General features: G+C 73.7%; 17 protein-coding genes and 1 pseudogene. 12 read left to right on the top strand and 6 right to left on the bottom strand.

Annotated features, from left to right (window positions below; translation table 11 throughout):
- The first annotated feature begins 20 nt into the window (after positions 1-20).
- Complete coding sequence (locus ACN268_RS31765; RefSeq protein ID WP_421486687.1) at positions 21-1370, top strand: lanthionine synthetase LanC family protein; 1350 nt, start codon at positions 21-23, stop codon at positions 1368-1370.
- Between the two features lie 16 nt (positions 1371-1386).
- On the opposite strand, the gene ACN268_RS31770 is transcribed toward ACN268_RS31765, so the two are convergent.
- The 3 genes from ACN268_RS31770 to ACN268_RS31780 form a co-directional block, all read right to left on the bottom strand.
- On the bottom strand, positions 1387-1707 hold the full coding sequence (locus tag ACN268_RS31770; RefSeq protein ID WP_302741989.1) for an antibiotic biosynthesis monooxygenase family protein: 321 nt from the start codon (positions 1705-1707) through the stop codon (positions 1387-1389).
- 138 nt (positions 1708-1845) lie between these two features.
- Positions 1846-2655 (bottom strand): exodeoxyribonuclease III, encoded by an 810-nt coding sequence (locus tag ACN268_RS31775; RefSeq protein ID WP_421486688.1) that lies wholly within the window; start codon positions 2653-2655, stop codon positions 1846-1848.
- A gap of 172 nt (positions 2656-2827) precedes the next feature.
- Positions 2828-3748 (bottom strand): proteasome assembly chaperone family protein, encoded by a 921-nt coding sequence (locus ACN268_RS31780; protein WP_088646244.1) that lies wholly within the window; start codon positions 3746-3748, stop codon positions 2828-2830.
- A gap of 418 nt (positions 3749-4166) precedes the next feature.
- On the opposite strand from ACN268_RS31780, the gene ACN268_RS31785 reads away from it, so the two are divergent.
- The 3 genes from ACN268_RS31785 (at position 4167) to ACN268_RS31795 (ending at position 6237) form a co-directional block, all read left to right on the top strand.
- Positions 4167-5048 carry a peptidase M23 gene (locus tag ACN268_RS31785; protein ID WP_421486689.1) on the top strand — a complete coding sequence of 294 codons (882 nt, stop codon included), beginning with the start codon at positions 4167-4169 and terminating at the stop codon, positions 5046-5048.
- Positions 5049-5201: 153 nt separating this feature from the next.
- The gene (locus ACN268_RS31790) at positions 5202-5351 is read left to right on the top strand and encodes a hypothetical protein (protein ID WP_168222413.1); all 150 of its coding nucleotides are present in this window, start codon (positions 5202-5204) and stop codon (positions 5349-5351) included.
- 163 nt (positions 5352-5514) lie between these two features.
- Positions 5515-6237: an EcsC family protein gene (locus ACN268_RS31795; RefSeq protein WP_421487053.1), complete on the top strand. Its 723-nt coding sequence runs from the start codon at positions 5515-5517 to the stop codon at positions 6235-6237.
- A gap of 94 nt (positions 6238-6331) precedes the next feature.
- Here ACN268_RS31795 and ACN268_RS31800 read toward each other — a convergent pair whose 3' ends face one another.
- On the bottom strand, positions 6332-7186 hold the full coding sequence (locus ACN268_RS31800; RefSeq protein ID WP_421486690.1) for a GDSL-type esterase/lipase family protein: 855 nt from the start codon (positions 7184-7186) through the stop codon (positions 6332-6334).
- 253 nt (positions 7187-7439) lie between these two features.
- Between ACN268_RS31800 and ACN268_RS31805 the strand changes: the two genes are divergently transcribed.
- The 8 genes and pseudogenes from ACN268_RS31805 (at position 7440) to ACN268_RS31840 (ending at position 13858) form a co-directional block, all read left to right on the top strand.
- Complete coding sequence (locus ACN268_RS31805) at positions 7440-7703, top strand: DUF6343 family protein (RefSeq protein ID WP_421486691.1); 264 nt, start codon at positions 7440-7442, stop codon at positions 7701-7703.
- Between the two features lie 11 nt (positions 7704-7714).
- Positions 7715-9127 carry an NADP-dependent succinic semialdehyde dehydrogenase gene (locus ACN268_RS31810; protein WP_421486692.1) on the top strand — a complete coding sequence of 471 codons (1413 nt, stop codon included), beginning with the start codon at positions 7715-7717 and terminating at the stop codon, positions 9125-9127.
- A 66-nt stretch (positions 9128-9193) separates the two neighbouring features.
- Complete coding sequence (locus ACN268_RS31815) at positions 9194-10159, top strand: TIGR03885 family FMN-dependent LLM class oxidoreductase (protein WP_421486693.1); 966 nt, start codon at positions 9194-9196, stop codon at positions 10157-10159.
- A 37-nt stretch (positions 10160-10196) separates the two neighbouring features.
- Positions 10197-11774, top strand: coding sequence for a Na+/H+ antiporter (locus ACN268_RS31820; RefSeq protein ID WP_421486694.1), 1578 nt, complete (start codon positions 10197-10199; stop codon positions 11772-11774).
- Positions 11774-12031, top strand: coding sequence for a UBP-type zinc finger domain-containing protein (locus ACN268_RS31825; RefSeq protein ID WP_402900997.1), 258 nt, complete (start codon positions 11774-11776; stop codon positions 12029-12031). The genes ACN268_RS31820 and ACN268_RS31825 overlap by 1 nt, the downstream gene beginning before the upstream one ends.
- Before the next feature lie 96 nt (positions 12032-12127).
- Positions 12128-12691: pseudogene (locus ACN268_RS31830) on the top strand (snapalysin family zinc-dependent metalloprotease); the annotation flags it as partial.
- A gap of 208 nt (positions 12692-12899) precedes the next feature.
- Positions 12900-13667: a Scr1 family TA system antitoxin-like transcriptional regulator gene (locus ACN268_RS31835; protein WP_421486695.1), complete on the top strand. Its 768-nt coding sequence runs from the start codon at positions 12900-12902 to the stop codon at positions 13665-13667.
- Positions 13658-13858 carry a DUF397 domain-containing protein gene (locus ACN268_RS31840; protein WP_421486696.1) on the top strand — a complete coding sequence of 67 codons (201 nt, stop codon included), beginning with the start codon at positions 13658-13660 and terminating at the stop codon, positions 13856-13858. Before ACN268_RS31835 ends, ACN268_RS31840 begins: the two co-directional genes overlap by 10 nt.
- A gap of 41 nt (positions 13859-13899) precedes the next feature.
- Here the strand turns inward: ACN268_RS31840 and ACN268_RS31845 are convergent, their stop codons facing one another.
- Positions 13900-14310: a hypothetical protein gene (locus ACN268_RS31845; protein ID WP_421486697.1), complete on the bottom strand. Its 411-nt coding sequence runs from the start codon at positions 14308-14310 to the stop codon at positions 13900-13902.
- A gap of 129 nt (positions 14311-14439) precedes the next feature.
- Positions 14440-17049 carry a glycoside hydrolase family 9 protein gene (locus ACN268_RS31850; protein ID WP_421487054.1) on the bottom strand — a complete coding sequence of 870 codons (2610 nt, stop codon included), beginning with the start codon at positions 17047-17049 and terminating at the stop codon, positions 14440-14442.
- Positions 17050-17138: the final 89 nt, after the last annotated feature.

Genomic DNA, 17138 nt, shown 5'->3' on the forward strand with positions numbered 1-17138 from the left:
GCGGGTGGCAGGATCGCGCGGTGACGGCGGACGTGGTGCGGCAGGCTTTCACCTGGATCGAGTCGGTGGCGGTGCCCGCCGAGGGCGGCCCGTGCTGGCGGGAGGCGGGCGAACCCTTCGACGACCTGTACGCCGGCACCGCCGGGGTGCTGCTCGGCTGCGCCGAGGCCACCGCGGCCGGCGCCTCCCCGGCGGCCGGGCTGCCCACCGAGGCCACGCCGCCCGTCACCGGGTCGGGCAGCGGGGCCGAAGCGGGCACCGTCACCGGGTCGGGCAGCGGGGCCGGGGCGGGCACCGTCACCGGGTCGGGCAGCGGGGCCGGGGCGGCTCTCGACCGGGTCGCGGCGGGTGCCCGGGACCGGTTGGTGCACCTCGCCCGGCACGAGCCGGATGCCGCGACGCTGCCCGACGACGGGATGTTCGGCGGTTGGGCCGGGGCCGCCGTCGCCCTGCGCGCCTGGGGTCGGGTCGCCGCCGACCCGGTAGCCCTCGACGCCGCCGCGTCGGTGACGGCGCGCGTCGCCGAACGGCTGCGGGACCGCCCGGTGGACCCGGACCGCTGCTCCGACGTCATCTCCGGCGACGCCGGCATCCTGCTGGCCCTCCTCGACGCCGTCGACACGGGTCCGGTGGTGGAGCAGGCGGCGCACGTCCTCGCCGACGGGCTGGTGGGGCTCGCCGAGGAACACCCGGACGGTCCGCACTGGCGGATGCGCGCCGGCGACGAGCGGCTGATGCCGGGCTTCTCCCACGGCACCGCCGGGGTCGCGTACGCCCTCGCCGTCGCCGGTGTCACCCTGCGCCGTGACGACCTGCTCGACACCGCCGTCCGGGCCGCCGACGGACTGCTGGCCATGGGTCGCCAGCCGGACGGCTGGGCGCTGCCGCTGCTGGTCCCGCCCCGCCCGGACCGCCCGGCGGTCAACTTCGGCTGGTGCCACGGCCCGACCGGCACGGTGCGGCTGTTCACCCTGCTCGACACCGTCGACCCGCAGCCCCGCTGGCAGCAGGCCGTCGACGGGTGCCTCGGGGCGCTGCGCGACAGCGGCCTGCCGCAGCGGCGGTACCCGGGGTTCTGGGACAACCTCGCCCGGTGCTGCGGCACGGCCGGCGTCGGGCAGTTGCTGCTCGACCGCTACCGGGCCACCGCCGACCCCGCCCTGCTCGCCTGGGCGCACCGGCTCGCCGGGGACGTGCTCGCCCGGACCGTGGCCACCCCGACGGGTGTCGCCTGGTGCAACACCGAGCACACCCGGACCCCGGCGGAGCTGCCGCCGGAGCCCGGTTTCATGCAGGGCGCCGCCGGGATCGCCGGCTGGCTCGCCCGGCTCGCCGCCCCCACCACCGCGCCCGTCCTGCCCTGGCTCTGACCGGCCGGGGCTGCGGTCAGCCCTTGCCGGCCACCTGCTGGACCACCTCGAACTCCAGCAGCGTCGCGCCGGAGGCCACCGGTCGCTGCTGCTCGCCGCCCCCACCACCGGCGTGCGCGGCCCGCGACGGCCCGGCCGCCCACGCCTGGTACGCCTCCTCGGTCTCCCACCTGGTGTACACGAAGTAGCGGCTCTCGCCGGCCACCGGGCGCAGCAGCTCGAAGCCGAGGAAACCGGGGGAGTTCTCCACCGCGCCGGCCCGGGCGGCGAACCGCTTCTCCAGCTCCTCGCCGGCACCGGGCGGGACGTCGATCGCGTTGATCTTCACGACTGCCATCTGCCCACCCTAGCCCCGCGCGGCCGGGTCGGTCCCCGGCTGGTGCGCCGCGTCCGGCGTCCGGATCGTGGAGAGTTCTTGTCGCCCCGGCCGCAACGACTCTCCACAATCCACCCGCGGCCGGCCGGGGCGTGCGCGCTACCCCACCTCGGCCGGGCCGGGCTCCGCGTCGGGCAGGTCGGCGTCGACCACGATCGGAGCGTGGTCGGAGGGGCCCTTGCCCTTGCGGGCCTCCCGGTCGACGTACGCGGAGCGGACCGCGTCGGCCAGCGGCGCGGAGGCGTACACCAGGTCGATCCGCATGCCCTTGTTCTGGTGGAACATGCCGGCCCGGTAGTCCCAGTAGGTGTACGGGTGCGGGCCCTTCATCGGGGTGGGCACCACGTCGCTGAGGCCGAGGTCGCGCAGGGCGGCCAGGGCGGCCCGCTCGGCGGGGGTGACGTGGGTCGAGGTGACGAAGAGCGCCGGGTCCCACACGTCGGCGTCGGTCGGGGCGACGTTGAAGTCCCCGCAGACGGCGACGGGGCCACCGGCGGCGACCTCCGGCGTCACCGCGTCCCGCAGCGCCGCCAGCCAGGCCAGCTTGTACGCGTAGTGCGGGTCGTCTGTCGCGCGGCCGTTCGGCACGTACACCGACCAGATCCGGACCCCGGCGCAGGTGGCGGCGATGGCGCGGGCCTCGGGCCGGGGGAAGCCCGGCTCGTCGGGGAACCCGACGGCGACGTCGGTCAGTCCGACGCGGGACAGGATGGCGACTCCGTTCCACCGGCCGTCGCTGTGGCTGGCCACCTCGTAGCCCAGCTCGCCGACCTCGGCGACGGGGAAGGCCCCGTCGGGGCATTTGGTCTCCTGGAGGCAGACCACGTCGGGGGCGGTGCCGGCCAGCCAGTCGAGCAGGCGGGGCAGGCGGGCCTTCACCGAGTTCACGTTCCAGGTCGCCAGGCGCATGTGCCCAGCCTGCCGCATCGCGGCCCACCCCGCCGGGACGGCCCGCCGTCGGGTCGGCTGCGACGCGCGGGCCATCCCGGCCCACCCCGCCGGGACGGCCCGTCGTCGGGTCGGCTGCGCGGGGGGCTGCGGGTGGGCGGGCCGGGCGGCGTCGCCGCCGCCCGGCCGTGGGTCAGGCGCCGGGGGTCTCGCCGGGTCGGGTCTGCTCGGCGAGGAAACGTTCCAGCTCGGCGCCCAGCTCGTCGGCGGTGGGCAGCGGGCCGGTCTCGGCGGCGAGCAGGTTCTTCTCCCCCCGGCCCCGGGCGAACGCGTCGTACTGCTCTTCGAGGGCCGTGACCAGCGCGGCGGCCTCGTCGGTCTGGGCGACCTGCCGGTCGATCTCCACCCGGACCACCTCGGCGGCGGAGCGGAGGCTCTCGTTGGGCAGCAGCAGCCCGGTGCTGCGGGACACCGAGGCGAGCAGCACCTCGGCGGCGGCCGGGTACTCGGTCTGGGCGACGTAGTGCGGCACGTGCGCGGAGAACCCGAGGGCGTCCCTGCCGGCCTCGCCGAGCCGGTACTCCAGCAGGTGACCGACGCTGCCCGGGACCTGCACCCGCTGCAACCACGGTTCGTAGCCGGCGATCAGCTCGCGACGGGTGGCGTGTGCGGTGACCCCGGTGGGGCGGGTGTGCGGGACGGCCATCGGGATGGAGTTGAGCCCGACGGTGAGCCGGACGTCGAGCCGGGCGGCCACCGCGCCGACCGCCGCCACGAACCGCTCCCACTGCAGGTCCGGCTCCGGGCCGGTGAGCAGCAGGAAGGGCGTCTCGTCGTCGTCGCGGAGCAGGTGCAGGGCGAGCTCGGGGGCGTCGTAGTCCTCCCAGTGGTCCTCGACGAAGGTCATCACCGGACGGCGGGACCGGTAGTCGAAGAGTTGGTCGACGTCGAAGGTGGCGATCGTCCGGGCGTCCAGTGAGGTGAGGAGCTGCTCGCGGGCCAGCCGGGTGGCGTTTCCGGCGTCGACGAAGCCGGTGAGCGCCTGGATCAGCACCGGCTGACCGAGGTCGGGCAGATCGTCGGTGAGCTGGTACAGCTCGTGTGGGTCGAGCACCGGTCGGACCTCCTGAGGAAATGCGCCTACGGGTGGCCGCGCACGGACGGCACCCGGTTCGGGGAACGTACCCGTCGGCGTCATCCATTCCATCACTGGGCGCGTCGTGACCGATCCGGCTATCAAACCCGGAGGAAGCGACCAATTCGTCCGACGGGCCGGGAGCGCTCGGCCGGATGGTTCCGGCGTGTCGCCTGAAAGGGGGACATCATGGATCTTGTAGTCGGGCGGGGCGGTCTGGGTGGTGGACCCGCTCCGACGACGGCGGGCGCGGTAGCTGACTGTAATGCCCGTTGCGGGTGGTCTGGCACCCCGGTCCCGCGTCCGGGGTGGGCGTCCCGGCGACCCGCCGGAAAATGTGGCGAGGGCCACTTCCTGCAGGTGGGTGGACGGGAAAGGGCATGCCTAGCCTCGGCGGATGCGTGACGACGACACCATCGACGACCAGGGCGCCCCTCAGGGCATGACTGGCCGTTCGGACGACACCCCCTCGTCCGTTCAGGTCGGCGTTCTCCGTGAACCCCGTTCCCTCCGTACCCGCCTCGGCGGGCTCGTTAACCTCCGCCGCCGGCCGGCGCTCCTCGCCGCCGGGGTGCTCTGCTGCCTCGGCGTCACCGCCGTCGCGGGCGTCCAGGCGCTGCCGGACGAGCGGGCCGACGACCGGACCGCCACCGAGGCCGCCCTCGCCGAGCGCGCCCAGCAGCAGGCCGCCTCCCGGGCCGAGGTCCGTACCCCGGTCACGGTCGTGCCCAGCAGCCCGTCCGCCGCCAGCCCGTCCGCCGCCACCCCGAGCCCGACCCCGAGCGCGACCAGGACCACCAAGCCCAAGCCCCGGCCGAAGCCGAAGCCCCGGCCGAAGCGGATCGTCCCGGTTGCCGGCCTCGACCAGGCCCAGATGGACAACGCCAAGGAGATCGTCAAGGCCGGCCGGGCGATGGGCGTCCCGCGCCGGGCCCTGGTCATCGCGGTGGCCACCGCGATGCAGGAGAGCAACCTCTACAACTACGCCAGCGGCGTGCTGCCCGAGTCGCAGAACTACCCGCATCAGGCGATCGGCTGGGACCACGACTCGGTCGGGCTGTTCCAGCAGCGCCCGAGCAGCGGCTGGGGCGAGGTCGGCCAGCTGATGGACCCGGCATTCGCCACCCGGGCGTTCCTCACCGCGCTGCTGGAGATCCCCGGCTGGGCGGATCTCCCGCTCACCGTCGCCGCCCAGGCCGTGCAGATCTCCGCCTACCCGGACCTCTACGCCCAGCACGAGTGGCGGGCCACCGAGGTGGTCGCCGCCATCCTGGTCTGAGCCGCCGGCCCGGCCCGGCCCGCAATGCCCCGGCCGGGCCGGGCCGGTTCGCGTCGGCGTCGACGGATGGCTACCCTCGACCGGACACAGTGGACGGTTGGCGGTTGCCGGGATCGGGTACACATGACGCAGGACACCCGATCGGAGGACGACATGTCAGCACTGATGCAGCGGATCAGCGCCTTCCTGCGCTCCCCCAAGGGGCAGCAGTTGGTCGACCGGGGCCGGCGCGAGCTGGCCAAGCCGGAGAACCAGGCACGGCTCAAGCAGGCGGCCGGCAAGCTGTCGGGCCGTCGCCGCTGACCGTCCGCGAACCGATTCCACCCCGGGAGCATCCGTGACCGACGCCGTCCCCGCCGACGACGAACCGACCGTCCCCACGCCGCCGGTACCGGCGGAAACCGCCGGCCCGGCCGTCCCCGCGACACCTGCCGGCGGGTCGCCGACCGCCACGGTCCCGGCGACGGTGGGGGCGTCGGCTCCGGTCCCGGCGGTGCCGGCCGGTGATCCGGGCGACGCGCCGGAGGCGCCGCCGGCCCGGCTCTGGGACCGGATGCGGGACGACCCGCAGTACGCCCCGGAACACCTGGCCCTGGAGGCGGTCCGCCGGCTCGGTCCGGAGGCGGCGCAGTGGGTCGCCCGGGCCCGGGCGGAACGCCCCGACGCCACCGCCGACCAGTTGGCCGAGCAGGCCATCCGGCGCTTCGTCAACCGGGCCCGGCTCTCCGGAGCGGTCTCGGGTGCGGCGGGGCTGCCCGGCGCGGTGATCGACGTCGGCGTGCTGGCCTGGACCCAGGCCCGGCTGGTGCTGCACGTGGCCGCCGCGTACGGCACGGACCCGGTGCACCCGGACCGGGCCACCGACCTGCTCGTCCTGCAGAAGGTGCACAAGGCGGCCGAGGCGGCCCGGTTGGCGCTGGGCGTCGCGGCCGGTCGGGAGCGGGCCGGCGCGTTGTTCGGTCACGCCGCCCAGAACCCGCTCGGGCGGGTGATGCTGCAACTCGGCGTCCGGCTGGCCCGGATGGCCGGGGTGCGGGCGGCCAAGCGGGTCTTCGCCAAGGTCGTCCCCGGTGCCGCGATCATCCTCGGCACCTGGGCCAACTCGTCGGCCACCAAGGATCTCGCCGAGCGCGCCCAGGCGCTCTACCGGGAACACCAGGGCGGCGTGCCCCACCCGCGCCGCCCCTGACCGGCGGTGGTGCCAGGCCGCGTCCGGCCCACCACCGGGCGCGGCCCGCGCACGCCGCGACATCCGGCTGCGGGCGAGCCGGTGCCGGGGTGGCTCAGAGTCGCCAGCCGGCCGCCGGGAACGTCGCGTCGGCGAGCCGGTTCTGCCCGGCGACGTTGGGATGGAACCAGTCCAACGCGTTGACCTCGTCCAGGCTGAACCGCACCCGGTGCACCGCCCCGCCGTCGTAGCGGCACCGCGACCCGTACGCCCGGCAGGCCGCCTTCAGTTGGCTGTTGTACGCGTCGATCCGCTCGGCGAAGCGGGCCCGGCGATCCCGGTCGGCCTTGGCGTCCGAGGTGGGGTTGGCCAGCAGTGCCGGGCAGATCCCGGTCTTCCAGATCCGCACCGCCCGGGACTCGGTGTGCCCGACCTCCCAGAGCCGGTTCAGGTCGGGGACGCTGGCCACCAGGACCCGGGCCTTCGGGCGGCCCTCGCGCAGCACCCGCAGCGCCTTGTCGACCTGGCTGCGGAAGGTGGCGGGCGCGGTCATCGCGTCGATGTCGTCGCGGCAGGCGTCGTTCGCGCCGATCAGCACGGTGACGTAGTCGGCCTTGTCCTTGACGGCGGCACCGGCCTGCCCGGCGAGGGCCTCGGCGCGGGCCCCCGGCACGGCGTGGTTGCGGGCCCGGTTGCGGATCGGCGCGTCGGCGTCGAGCAGCCGCCGGTAGTGGCTCTCCACCCGGATGCCGTCCCCGGTGGACCAGGAGTTGCGCTGGCACGAGGTGAGCACCAGGCAGGAACCGAACCCGGTGGTGATCGAGTCGCCGAGGGCGGCCATCGTGCCGGGCAGGCCGGTCGGTGTCGATCCGCTCTTCGTCGGGCGCGGGGAGGCCCCGCCGCCCTCCTCGCAGGCGAGCGCGGTGAGCGCCAGCAGGCAGGCTACGGCGGCGACCCAGCGTCGAGGCATGCGTCTTCCCCCGGTCAGACGGCGCAGAGCGACAGCCCGGTCACTCTACGGGCCGTACCGGGTGCGGCGGCCCGCTCGTGTCGACTTCCGGGCAGATTCAACAGCTCGAAACATGAATCTGGTAAGAACAGGTCGGAGCGGGGCTATCCGGGCAGGTCAACCGCCCGACATCGGCCCGGTGGGCGGCGTCGACGTGGGGTGATCCGGGCGTCGGGACCGGTTAGCGGCGTCCGTGCCGGGGTAGGCCGAGACGATGACGAGATCGCAGCCCCGGCGTGCCCGTGGCACGGTCGGCCACGCGTACAGCGCGTTGAACCTGCGCCTGGCGTTGGCCCTGTTCGGCCTGGTCACCATGACCGTCCTCGCGGTCGTGGCGTTCGGGGCCGGGCTGGCCTGGCTGGGTGTGCCGTGCGCGCTGTTCGCCGTCGTGGCGGTGGTCGACCTGGTCGTCATCCAGCGCCGCCGTGCGGCCCGCCGCCGTGAGCAGCCGGGCGCGCGGCACTCACTCTTCGAGTGACAGGAGAAGAGATGCCCATCGCCACCACCAACCCCGCCACCGGTCAGGTGCTCAAGTCCTACGAGCCGATGTCGAGCGAGCAGATCGACGCCGCCATCGAACGGGCCGACCTGGCGTTCCGGGACCTGCGCCGGACCACGGTCGCCCAGCGGGCGCAGTGGATGAACGCCGCCGCGGACCTGCTCGACGCCGAACGCGACGACACCGCCCGGCTGATGACCACCGAGATGGGCAAGACCTACGCCGCAGCGCGGGCCGAGGTCACCAAGTGCGCCACCGCCTGCCGGTTCTACGCGGCGAACGCGGAGCGGATGCTCGCCGACGAACCCGCCGACGCCGCCGCGGTGAAGGCGAAGCGGGCCTTCGTCCGCTACCAGCCGATCGGGGCGGTGCTCGCGGTGATGCCGTGGAACTTCCCGCTCTGGCAGGTGATGCGGTTCGCCGCGCCGGCCCTGATGGCCGGGAACACCGGCCTGCTCAAGCACGCCTCCAACGTGCCGCAGACCGCGCTCTACCTGGAGGACGTGTTCCGCCGGGCCGGCTTCCCCGAGGGCGCGTTCACCACCCTGCTGGTCGGCTCCGACGCCGTCGACCGGATCCTCAGCGACCCCCGGGTCCGGGCGGCGACGCTGACCGGCAGTGAGGGCGCGGGCCGCTCGATCGCCCAGATCGCCGGCCGGGAGCTGAAGAAGACGGTGCTGGAGCTGGGCGGCAGCGACCCGTTCGTGGTGATGCCCTCGGCCGACCTGGACCGGGCCGCCGAGGTGGCCACCACCGCCCGCTGCCAGAACAACGGCCAGTCCTGCATCGCCGCCAAGCGGTTCATCGTGCACACCGACGTCTTCGACGCGTTCGCCGGGAAGTTCGCCGCGAACATGGCCGCGCTGCGGGTCGGCGACCCGATGGACGCCGACACCGACGTCGGCCCGCTGGCCAGCGAGAGCGGCCGGGACGAGATCCACGCCCAGGTGCGCGACGCGGTGGCGCACGGCGCGACGGTGCTCTGCGGGGGCGAGAAGCCGACCGGCGACGGCTGGTTCTACCCGCCGACCGTGGTCACCGACCTGAACCCGCAGATGCGGATGTGGGCCGAGGAGGTATTCGGACCGGTCGCCGGGCTGTACCGGGTGTCCTCGTACGACGAGGCGGTCGCGGTGGCCAACGGCACGCCGTTCGGGTTGGGCGCGAACGCCTGGACCACCGACCCGGCCGAGCAGGAGCGGTTCGCCACCGACCTGGACGCCGGCAACGTCTTCGTCAACGGCATGACCACCTCGTACCCGGAGCTGCCCTTCGGTGGGGTGAAGAACTCCGGCTACGGCCGGGAGCTGTCGGCGCTGGGGATGCGGGAGTTCTGCAACACCAAGACCGTCTGGGTGGGGGAGGGCGCCGCCACCGCCGGGGCCGGCGCGCACGCCGAGTGACCCCGCGCCGGGCGACCGGCGCGGGCGAGCTTTAACCGGACACCGTCATGGGTACGGAAGGACGCCATGACGGTGTTCGGCTTCCACGCCTCCCACGAGCAGATCCATCCGAGCCGCCTGCTGGAGGCGGTGGTGCACGCCGAACGCGCCGGCTTCGACGCCGCGATGTCGTCGGACCACTTCTCGCCGTGGAGCACCCGGCAGGGCCAGTCCGGCTTCGCCTGGTCCTGGCTGGGCGCGGCGCTGCAGGCCACCGGGCTGCCGTTCGGGGTGGTCAACGCCCCCGGCCAGCGTTACCACCCGGCGATCATCGCGCAGGCGATCGGCACCCTGGGCGCGATGTACCCGGGGCGGTTCTGGGCGGCGCTGGGCACCGGCGAGGCGAGCAACGAGCACATCACCGGCGACGGCTGGCCGCGCAAGGACGTGCGGACCGCCCGGCTGCGGGAGTGCGTGGAGGTGATCCGGGCGCTGCTGGCCGGCGAGGAGGTCAGCCACGACGGCCTGGTCCGGGTGGACCGGGCGAAGCTGTGGACCCGGCCGGAGGAACCGCCGGCGCTGATCGGGGCGGCGGTCAGCGTGGCCACCGCCCGGTGGTGCGCCGAGTGGGCGGACGGCCTGATCACGGTGAACGCCCCGACCGCGCACCTGCGCGAGATGATCGACGCCTACCGGGAGGCGGGCGGGCGGGGGCCGCTGCACCTGCAGGTGCACGTGAGCTGGGCGCCGGAGCAGGCCGAGGCCGAGGCGATCGCGTACGAGCAGTGGCGCAGCAACGTCTTCGCGCCGCCGGTCTGCTGGGACCTCGACACCGCCGAGCACTTCGACGTGGTCAGCGAGCGGGTGCCGATGGAGCAGGTCGCCGAGGTGGTGAACGTGTCGGCGGATCTGGGCCGGCACGTGGGCTGGCTGGAGGAGTACCTGTCGCTGGGCTTCGACCAGATCGCCCTGCACCACGTCGGGCAGGAGCAGCGCGCCTTCATCGACACGTTCGGTGCGGAGGTGCTGCCGAAGCTGCGCGCCGCCGGGTGATCACCCCGGGCCGTCCGTACCCCTAGGCTGCTACTCCATGGAAGCTCTGTTCGAGGTCGTGGTCTTCCTGGCGATCGCGACCTTCGGTGCCGCGCTGGCCCGCAAGCTGGGTCTGCTCGCGCCGATCCTGCTGGTGGTGCTCGGTCTCGGGCTGTCCTTCCTGCCGGGCTTCCCGCACGTGCGGCTCGATCCCGACCTGGTGCTGGTGGGCATCCTGCCGCCGCTGCTCTACGTGGCGGCGCTGGAGACCTCGGTGCCGGCGTTCCGGCTCAACCTGCGGCCGATCCTGCTGCTCGCGGTGGGGCTGGTCATCTTCACCGCGTTCGTGGTGGGCACGGTGGTGCACCTGTTCCTGCCCGACCTGCCGTACGCGATCTGTGTGGCGCTGGGCGCGGTGGTGGCCCCGCCGGACGCGATCGCGGCCACCGCGGTGGCCCGGCGGGTGGGCCTGCCCCGGCGGGTGGTGACCATCCTGGAGGGGGAGAGCCTGGTCAACGACGCCACCGCGCTGGTGCTGCTGCGGGTGGCGATCGTCGCGGCCACCGCCAGCGCCGGCTCGGTGAGTTTCGGGTACGTGGCGCAGGAGGTGGTGGTCGCCACCGGCGGCGGGGTGCTGGTCGGGCTGCTGGGCGTGGTGGTCTTCGGCTACCTGCACAAGCGGACCACCGACCCGCTGCTGGACAACGCGCTGTCGTTGATCGTGCCGTTCGCGGTGGTCTTCGCCGCCGAGGAGATCCACGCCTCCGGGGTGGTGGCGGTGGTGGTCACCGGGTTGGGGATCGGCCACAAGATGCCGCTGCTGCTGTCGGCGGCCTCCCGGTTGCAGACCGGCGCGTTCTGGCGGCTGGTCCAGTTCCTGCTGGAGGGGCTGGTCTTCCTGCTGGTCGGCCTGCAACTGCCCGAGGTGCTGCAGGATCTCGACGAGCCGACCGGCCGGCTGGTGGGGATCACCGCGGCGGTGCTGGCGGCGGTCTTCCTGGCCCGCTTCGTCTGGGTCTTCCCGGCCACCTACCTGGCCCGGCTGGTGCCCCGGGTCCGGCAGCGGGACCCGGGGCCGCCGGTGCAGTTCCCGATCGTCATCGGCTGGGCCGGGATGCGCGGGGTGGTGACGCTGGCCGCCGCGCTGGGTCTGCCGCTGACCCTGTCCGGGGAGCAGCCCTACCAGCGGGCGCTGTTCATCTGGCTGGCCTTCGCGGTGATCATGGCGACGCTGCTCGGTCAGGGGGCGACCCTGCCGTGGCTGGCCCGCCGGTTGAAGCTGCCCCCGGACGACCCGGTGGCCGACGCGCTCTCCGCCGCCACGGTGCAGCAGCAGGCCGGGCGGGCGGCCCGGGAGAAGCTGGACGAACTGGCCGAGGGCGCGCCGCCGGCCGTGGTGGAGCGGTTGCGCGGGCTAGTGCAGAGCCGCACCAACCTGGCGTGGGAGCGGCTCGGCGGCAGCGACCGGGAGACGCCGTCGCAGGCGTACGGTCGGCTGCGGCAGGAGATGATCGACGCCGAGCGGGAGGTCTTCCGGGCCGCCCGTGACGAGGGACGGATTCCCGAGGAGGTGCTGGTGCGGGCGTACCGCGACCTGGACCTGGAGGAGTCGTTGTTGCGACGGGAGAGTGACTGATGAGCTGTGCGCACCTGACCGGGGCGGGAACCGTCGAGCCGAGCGTCACCGACGCCTGCCCGGAGTGCGTGGCCGTCGGCAACGACGACTGGGTGCACCTGCGGTCGTGTGTGGAGTGTGGGCAGGTGGGGTGCTGCGATTCGTCGCCGTACCAGCACGCGACGAAGCACTTCGAGTCGAGCGGGCATCCGGTGATGCGGTCCATCCAGCCGGGGGAGTCCTGGCGCTGGTGCTTCGTCGACGAGGAGATCGGCTGAGCCGTCCGGTGGTGGCGGTATGACGTAACCGCTATTCGACCGGGTTCCGACCGACCGCTTAACATCGGTGAACTTCTATCGATGGGAGGTCGGACGATGCGCCGACGACAGTTCTCGCGTACCGCCGGGACCCTGCTGGCGCTGGTGCTCACGGCGACCGGTGTGGTCGCCACGGGTGGCGGCGCGGCGTCCGCCGCCGCGCGGACGGTCTACTACGACGCGAGCCGGGCCGGGGAGTTCCGCACCAACTTCGACCAGGCCGCGACGATCTGGAACAGCTCGGTGACCAACGTCCGGCTGGTCGCCCGCACGCCCGGCAACATCACCATCTACGTCGACACCGGCTGGCCCCGGGCGCAGACCACCAGCCTGGGCAACGGCCGGGTCTGGATGGGCACCCAGGCCGTCGACCAGGGGTACGACCGGACCCGGATCGCCACCCACGAGATCGGTCACATCCTCGGCCTGCCGGACAACCGGACCGGCCTGTGCACCGACCTGATGTCGGGCAGCAGCGCCCCGGTGTCGTGCCGCAACGCCAGGCCGAGCAGCGCCGAGGCGTCCCGGGTCAACGCGTTGTTCGCCGGCTCGCTCACCGCGCCGGCCGGGGTCAGCTACGTCTGGCGTGGTGACGGTGCCCCCGCGCCGGTCGCCGTCGGCGCCCCCGCCGGTTCCTGAGCCCCGTCGGTCCACGGTGCAGGGGCCGCCTCCCGCCCCCCGGGTCGGGAGCGCGGCCCCGTGGGTGCCGCCGACGGGAGTCCGGCCCGTCGGTGCCGCCGCCGGGTCTCGTCGTGCCGAAGGGTTGCGACATGATCACACGGCGTAGCAAGATGGCTCCGGATATCCAGGATGTCCGGGGAGGGTCAGGATGAATCTGGCAGTCAAGGAGGCGATGGCCGAGGCGGGTGAGACGGCCGAGAGCCTCGCCGCCCGCATCGGGGTCGACCCGAAGACCGCGGCGCGCTGGGCCAGCCAGGGGCGGATTCCCCAGACCCGGCACCGTGCCGAGGTCGCCGCGCTGCTCAAGCGGGACGTCCTCGACCTCTGGCCGGACCTGCACAAGCGACACGAGCCAGCGTGGTTCCGGCCGTGGGCCGACATCGAACGTGAGGCCGTCGTGCTGCGCGGCTTCGAGCTGGCCTGGGTGCCCGGCCTGCTCCAGACCGAGGCGTACGCGCGGGCGACCCTGGCCGGGGAGACCCTCACCGAGGAGGAGGTCGACCAGCTCATCACGGCCCGCCTCACCCGCCAGGCGATCCTGCACCGCGACCGCCCGCCGCTCCTGGTCGCCGTCATCGACGAGTCGGTGCTGCACCGCCCGGTGCCGGGCCGGCCCGAACTGATGCGCGAGCAGTGCGCCCACCTCGCCGCCTGCGCCGAGCTGCCGACCGTGCAGGTGCACGTGGTCCCGGCCGAGACGGGCATGTACGCCGGCCTCGGCGGGCCCTTCGTCGTCGCCGAGCTGGACGACGGCACGCGGGTGGCGCACGTCGACGGGCAGGTACGCGCGCAGATCATCGACCAGCGTGCGGACATCGCCGTCCTGGAACGCCGGTGGGCGCGCATAGTGGGGGAGGCCCTACCCCGGGCGCGATCCCTGGAACTCGTCAGGAAAGCGGCGACATCATGGAGCTGAACGGCGCCCGGTGGCACACGAGCACCAGGAGCGGCAACAACGGTGGCAACTGCGTCGAGGTGGCGGACAACCTGCCGGGTGTCGTCCTCGTCCGCGACACGAAGGACCGTGCGGGCGGCACCCTGGCCTTCACCCCGGGTGCCTGGCGCGGCTTCCTGCGCCTGGCCCGGTCGACGCGACAGGCCGGCTGACCTGCCCGCCCACCGTCGTCACCGCGTCGGCGGGGTACGGGTCAGGGCGCCGGGTGGTGGCGCAGCGCGGCGATGAACCAGTCCAGCACCGGCGTCAGGGTGGGCGGCGCGGTCCAGCCGTTGACCGTCGCGAGGAGCTGGAAGTACCGCTCGGTCCGCGGGTCGTTGGCGACCTCCAGCCGGGCCAGCAGCGCGCTGCGGTAGCCGGCGTCGTCGACCCGGTCGAAGACCTCGCCGTACGCGCAGACCAGCGCGGCCACCACGTGGCCGGCGCGGGGCGACTCGGGCGTGATGCCGGCGGCCCGGGCCAGTTCGACGGTGTCGCGGACCCGGTGGGTGAGGTCACGGACCATCGCCACCACCTCGGGGTGGGCGTCGCCGACGGTCCCGTCGACGAACTCGTGGACGATGCGCCGACGCTCGGCGTCGGAGATCGTGGTCTGCTCGGGCATCGGACTCGTCTCCACTGCTGGGCCGGGCGTGCCGGGCGGTCGGGCGGGGGCGCCGGGCGGTCGGGGGACGACCGCCCGGCGCGCTCGGACCCCGGGTGGCAGCCCGGGGTCCGAGGGTAGGAGTGCCGGTCAGGACACCGTGCAGGCGCCGCCGTTGACGGTGATCAGATCCGGTTCCGGGTTGGCCAGCGTCCCGGTCTTGGCGAGCAGACCGAAGGTGATGCTGGCGCCCGGCGCGATCTTCGCGTTGTACGCCTCGTTCTTCGCCGTCACGGTGGCCCCGGACTGGGTCACCTTCGCCGACCACGCCTGGGTGACCTTCTGGTCGCCGTTGTAGGCGTAGCGCAGCGTCCAGCCGTCGATCGCGGTGTCACCGGTGTTGCGCAGGACGACCTGGGTGTTGGAGCCGTCCGGCCAGGTGCCGTGCACCTGGTAGCTGACCGCGCAGGTGCGCGGGGCCACCGCCTTGGCCTCCCCCTGGTCGGCGAGGAACGACGCGAGCCAGGCCAGCGCCGAGTTCCAGTTGATCGCCACCTCGTTGGTCGAGTACGAGTTGATGTCGTCGACGTAGCAGAACATCGGCGCGCAGTCCTTGAGCAGCTGGGCGACGAACGGGTCCTGCAGGGCGGCGTTCGGGCCACCGGCGAGCGAGCCAACCGGCGGGTTCGGCATGGCCGGGTTGAGCTGGTTGCCGAAGATCCGGCTGTGCTGGTTGCGCGCGTTCTGCTCGCCCCAGCCGGTCACGTACGACATGTTCAGCGCGTTGCGGCCGAGCAGGTAGTCGGTCGCCTGCACGGCACCGTCCCGGTACTTCGCGTCCCGGGTCAGGTCGAACGCGGTAGCCAGCACGACCATGTTGTTGATGATGTTGCTGTTGCTGCCCCAGACGTAGCTTGCCGCCTCGCCCGGCACCGGCAGGCCGTACGCCTGGGCGTGCAGGGTGGTCAGGTAGTTGTCGGCGGCGGCGGTCACCGAGGCGCGGACCCGGGCCCGGTCGGCGGCCGGCAGGCCGTTCGGCACGGTGGCCAGTTCGAGCCGGCCGACCGCGCCCACGCTCTGCCAGCTGAACGCGCCGCCCGTGGCGAACACGTCGCCGGTGTGCTGGGGCGAGGCGGTCAGGTCGTCCAGGTACGCCTTCTTGCCCGTGGTCAGGTACAGCTCCACGGCCGCCCAGTAGAACTCGTCGGTGACGTTGGTGTCGTCGTACGCGCCGCCGCCGATGCCGTCGTTCGGGTCGGCGTAGACCGCCGGGTGCGCCTTGGCCGCGGCGTACGCGCTCGACGCGGCGGTGCCGCAGCGGGCGGCGAACGCCGCGTCGTACGGGGCGAACAGGCGCTGGCACTGCGCGGCGACGGCGGCCAGGTTCAGGGTGGCGGCGGTCGTCGGCGGGTGCAGCTCACGCGGCTGGGCGTCGTCCTGCGGGGCGAGCGGCAGGCCGGTCCACGCCTTGTCGTGGATCTTGTGGTGGACCATTCCGGCCAGCGGCTTGCCGGCCGGCACCTGCATCCGGAGCAGGAACTCGATCTCCCAGCGGGCCTCGTCGAGGATGTCCGGCACCGCGTTGCCCCGCTCGGGCAGCCGCAGCGTCGAGTCGCCCAGCGCGGCCCCACCGGCGGCGGTCTCCGCCGTCTTGGTCCGCTCGAAGGCGCTCAGCAGCTGGTAGGCGGCGATACCGCCGTTGACCACGTACTTGCCGTGGTCGCCCGCGTCGTACCAGCCGCCGCGCACGTCCAGCGAGTAGTCGCAGACGCCGGGCTGGCAGGGCACCTGCGTGTCGCCCTGGTTGGGGGCCACGCCGAGGTGGCCGGCCGGGCGGGCGTACTCCTCGCCGATCAGGTCACCGTCGATCTCGATGCCGCTGCGCTGGGCGTAGAAGAACTGCATCGCGTCGGCCCGCAGCCGGTCGTAGAGGTCGCCGGAGATGTCGAACGGGTGGCTGGTCTCGCCGTCGGCGACCAGCGTGTAGCCGGTGCCGGGCGTGCGGAAGGACGAGAAGTCGACGGTCTGCACGTTCTGCCCGGAGGCGGCGTCGACCCCGCGCGGGGTGCTCTGGCCGCTGGCCACGACCGTGCCGGCGGCCGACTTGAGCTGCCAGGGCAGCGCCTCGGTCGACTCGGTCACCACGGTGGCGTTCTTCGGGCCGCCGGGCAGGTAGCCGACCTGGTTGACCCGCACCCGGGGGCCGGTGTCCGGCACGTACGGCGGGGCGGCCTCACCACCGCGCAACGAGACGTTGTCCAGGCAGATCCGCTGCTCGGCGGCGGCCCCACCGACCTGGAAGATGAGCTGGGCGTTGGGGTTGTCGTCCGGGACGGTGAACGTCTGCTCGACCCGCTTGCTCGTCGGGGCGGCCACCGCCGGCACGCTCGCGTACGAGGTGTAGGGGGCGCTGCCGAGCTGGAGCACGGCGTTGACGCTCAGCCCGGGGGTGGCCGAGATGTCGAAGCTGAGCTTGTACTCCGCGCCGGCGTTGAGCCGGACCCCGTCGTGGCCGATGCCGGCGTCCCACGGGTTGGCCAGCCCGGCGGGGACGGTGACGCAGAGCCGGCCGTCGACGACGTCGAGCGGGCCGGTGCCGTAGGAGAACCAGGGCGCGACGCCCTCGCTGAAGTCGCCGTTGCTGATCTGCTCGGGGGCGTCCGGCGGGACCTCGGCGTGGGCCACGCCGGTGCCGGCGCCGGTGAGGATCAGGGTCGTCGCTGCCAGTACCGCGAGATGCCGCCGACGTCGTCGGGTCAGGATCACGGGATTCCTTTCCGGGCGGAAGGGTAGTGGTGGGGTGTGCCGTCGATGCCTGTCGCTGGGAGCGCTCCCAGCTATCAGCCAGA

This window comes from Micromonospora sp. WMMD735 (assembly GCF_049178995.1).
Lineage (GTDB): Bacteria > Actinomycetota > Actinomycetes > Mycobacteriales > Micromonosporaceae > Micromonospora > Micromonospora wenchangensis.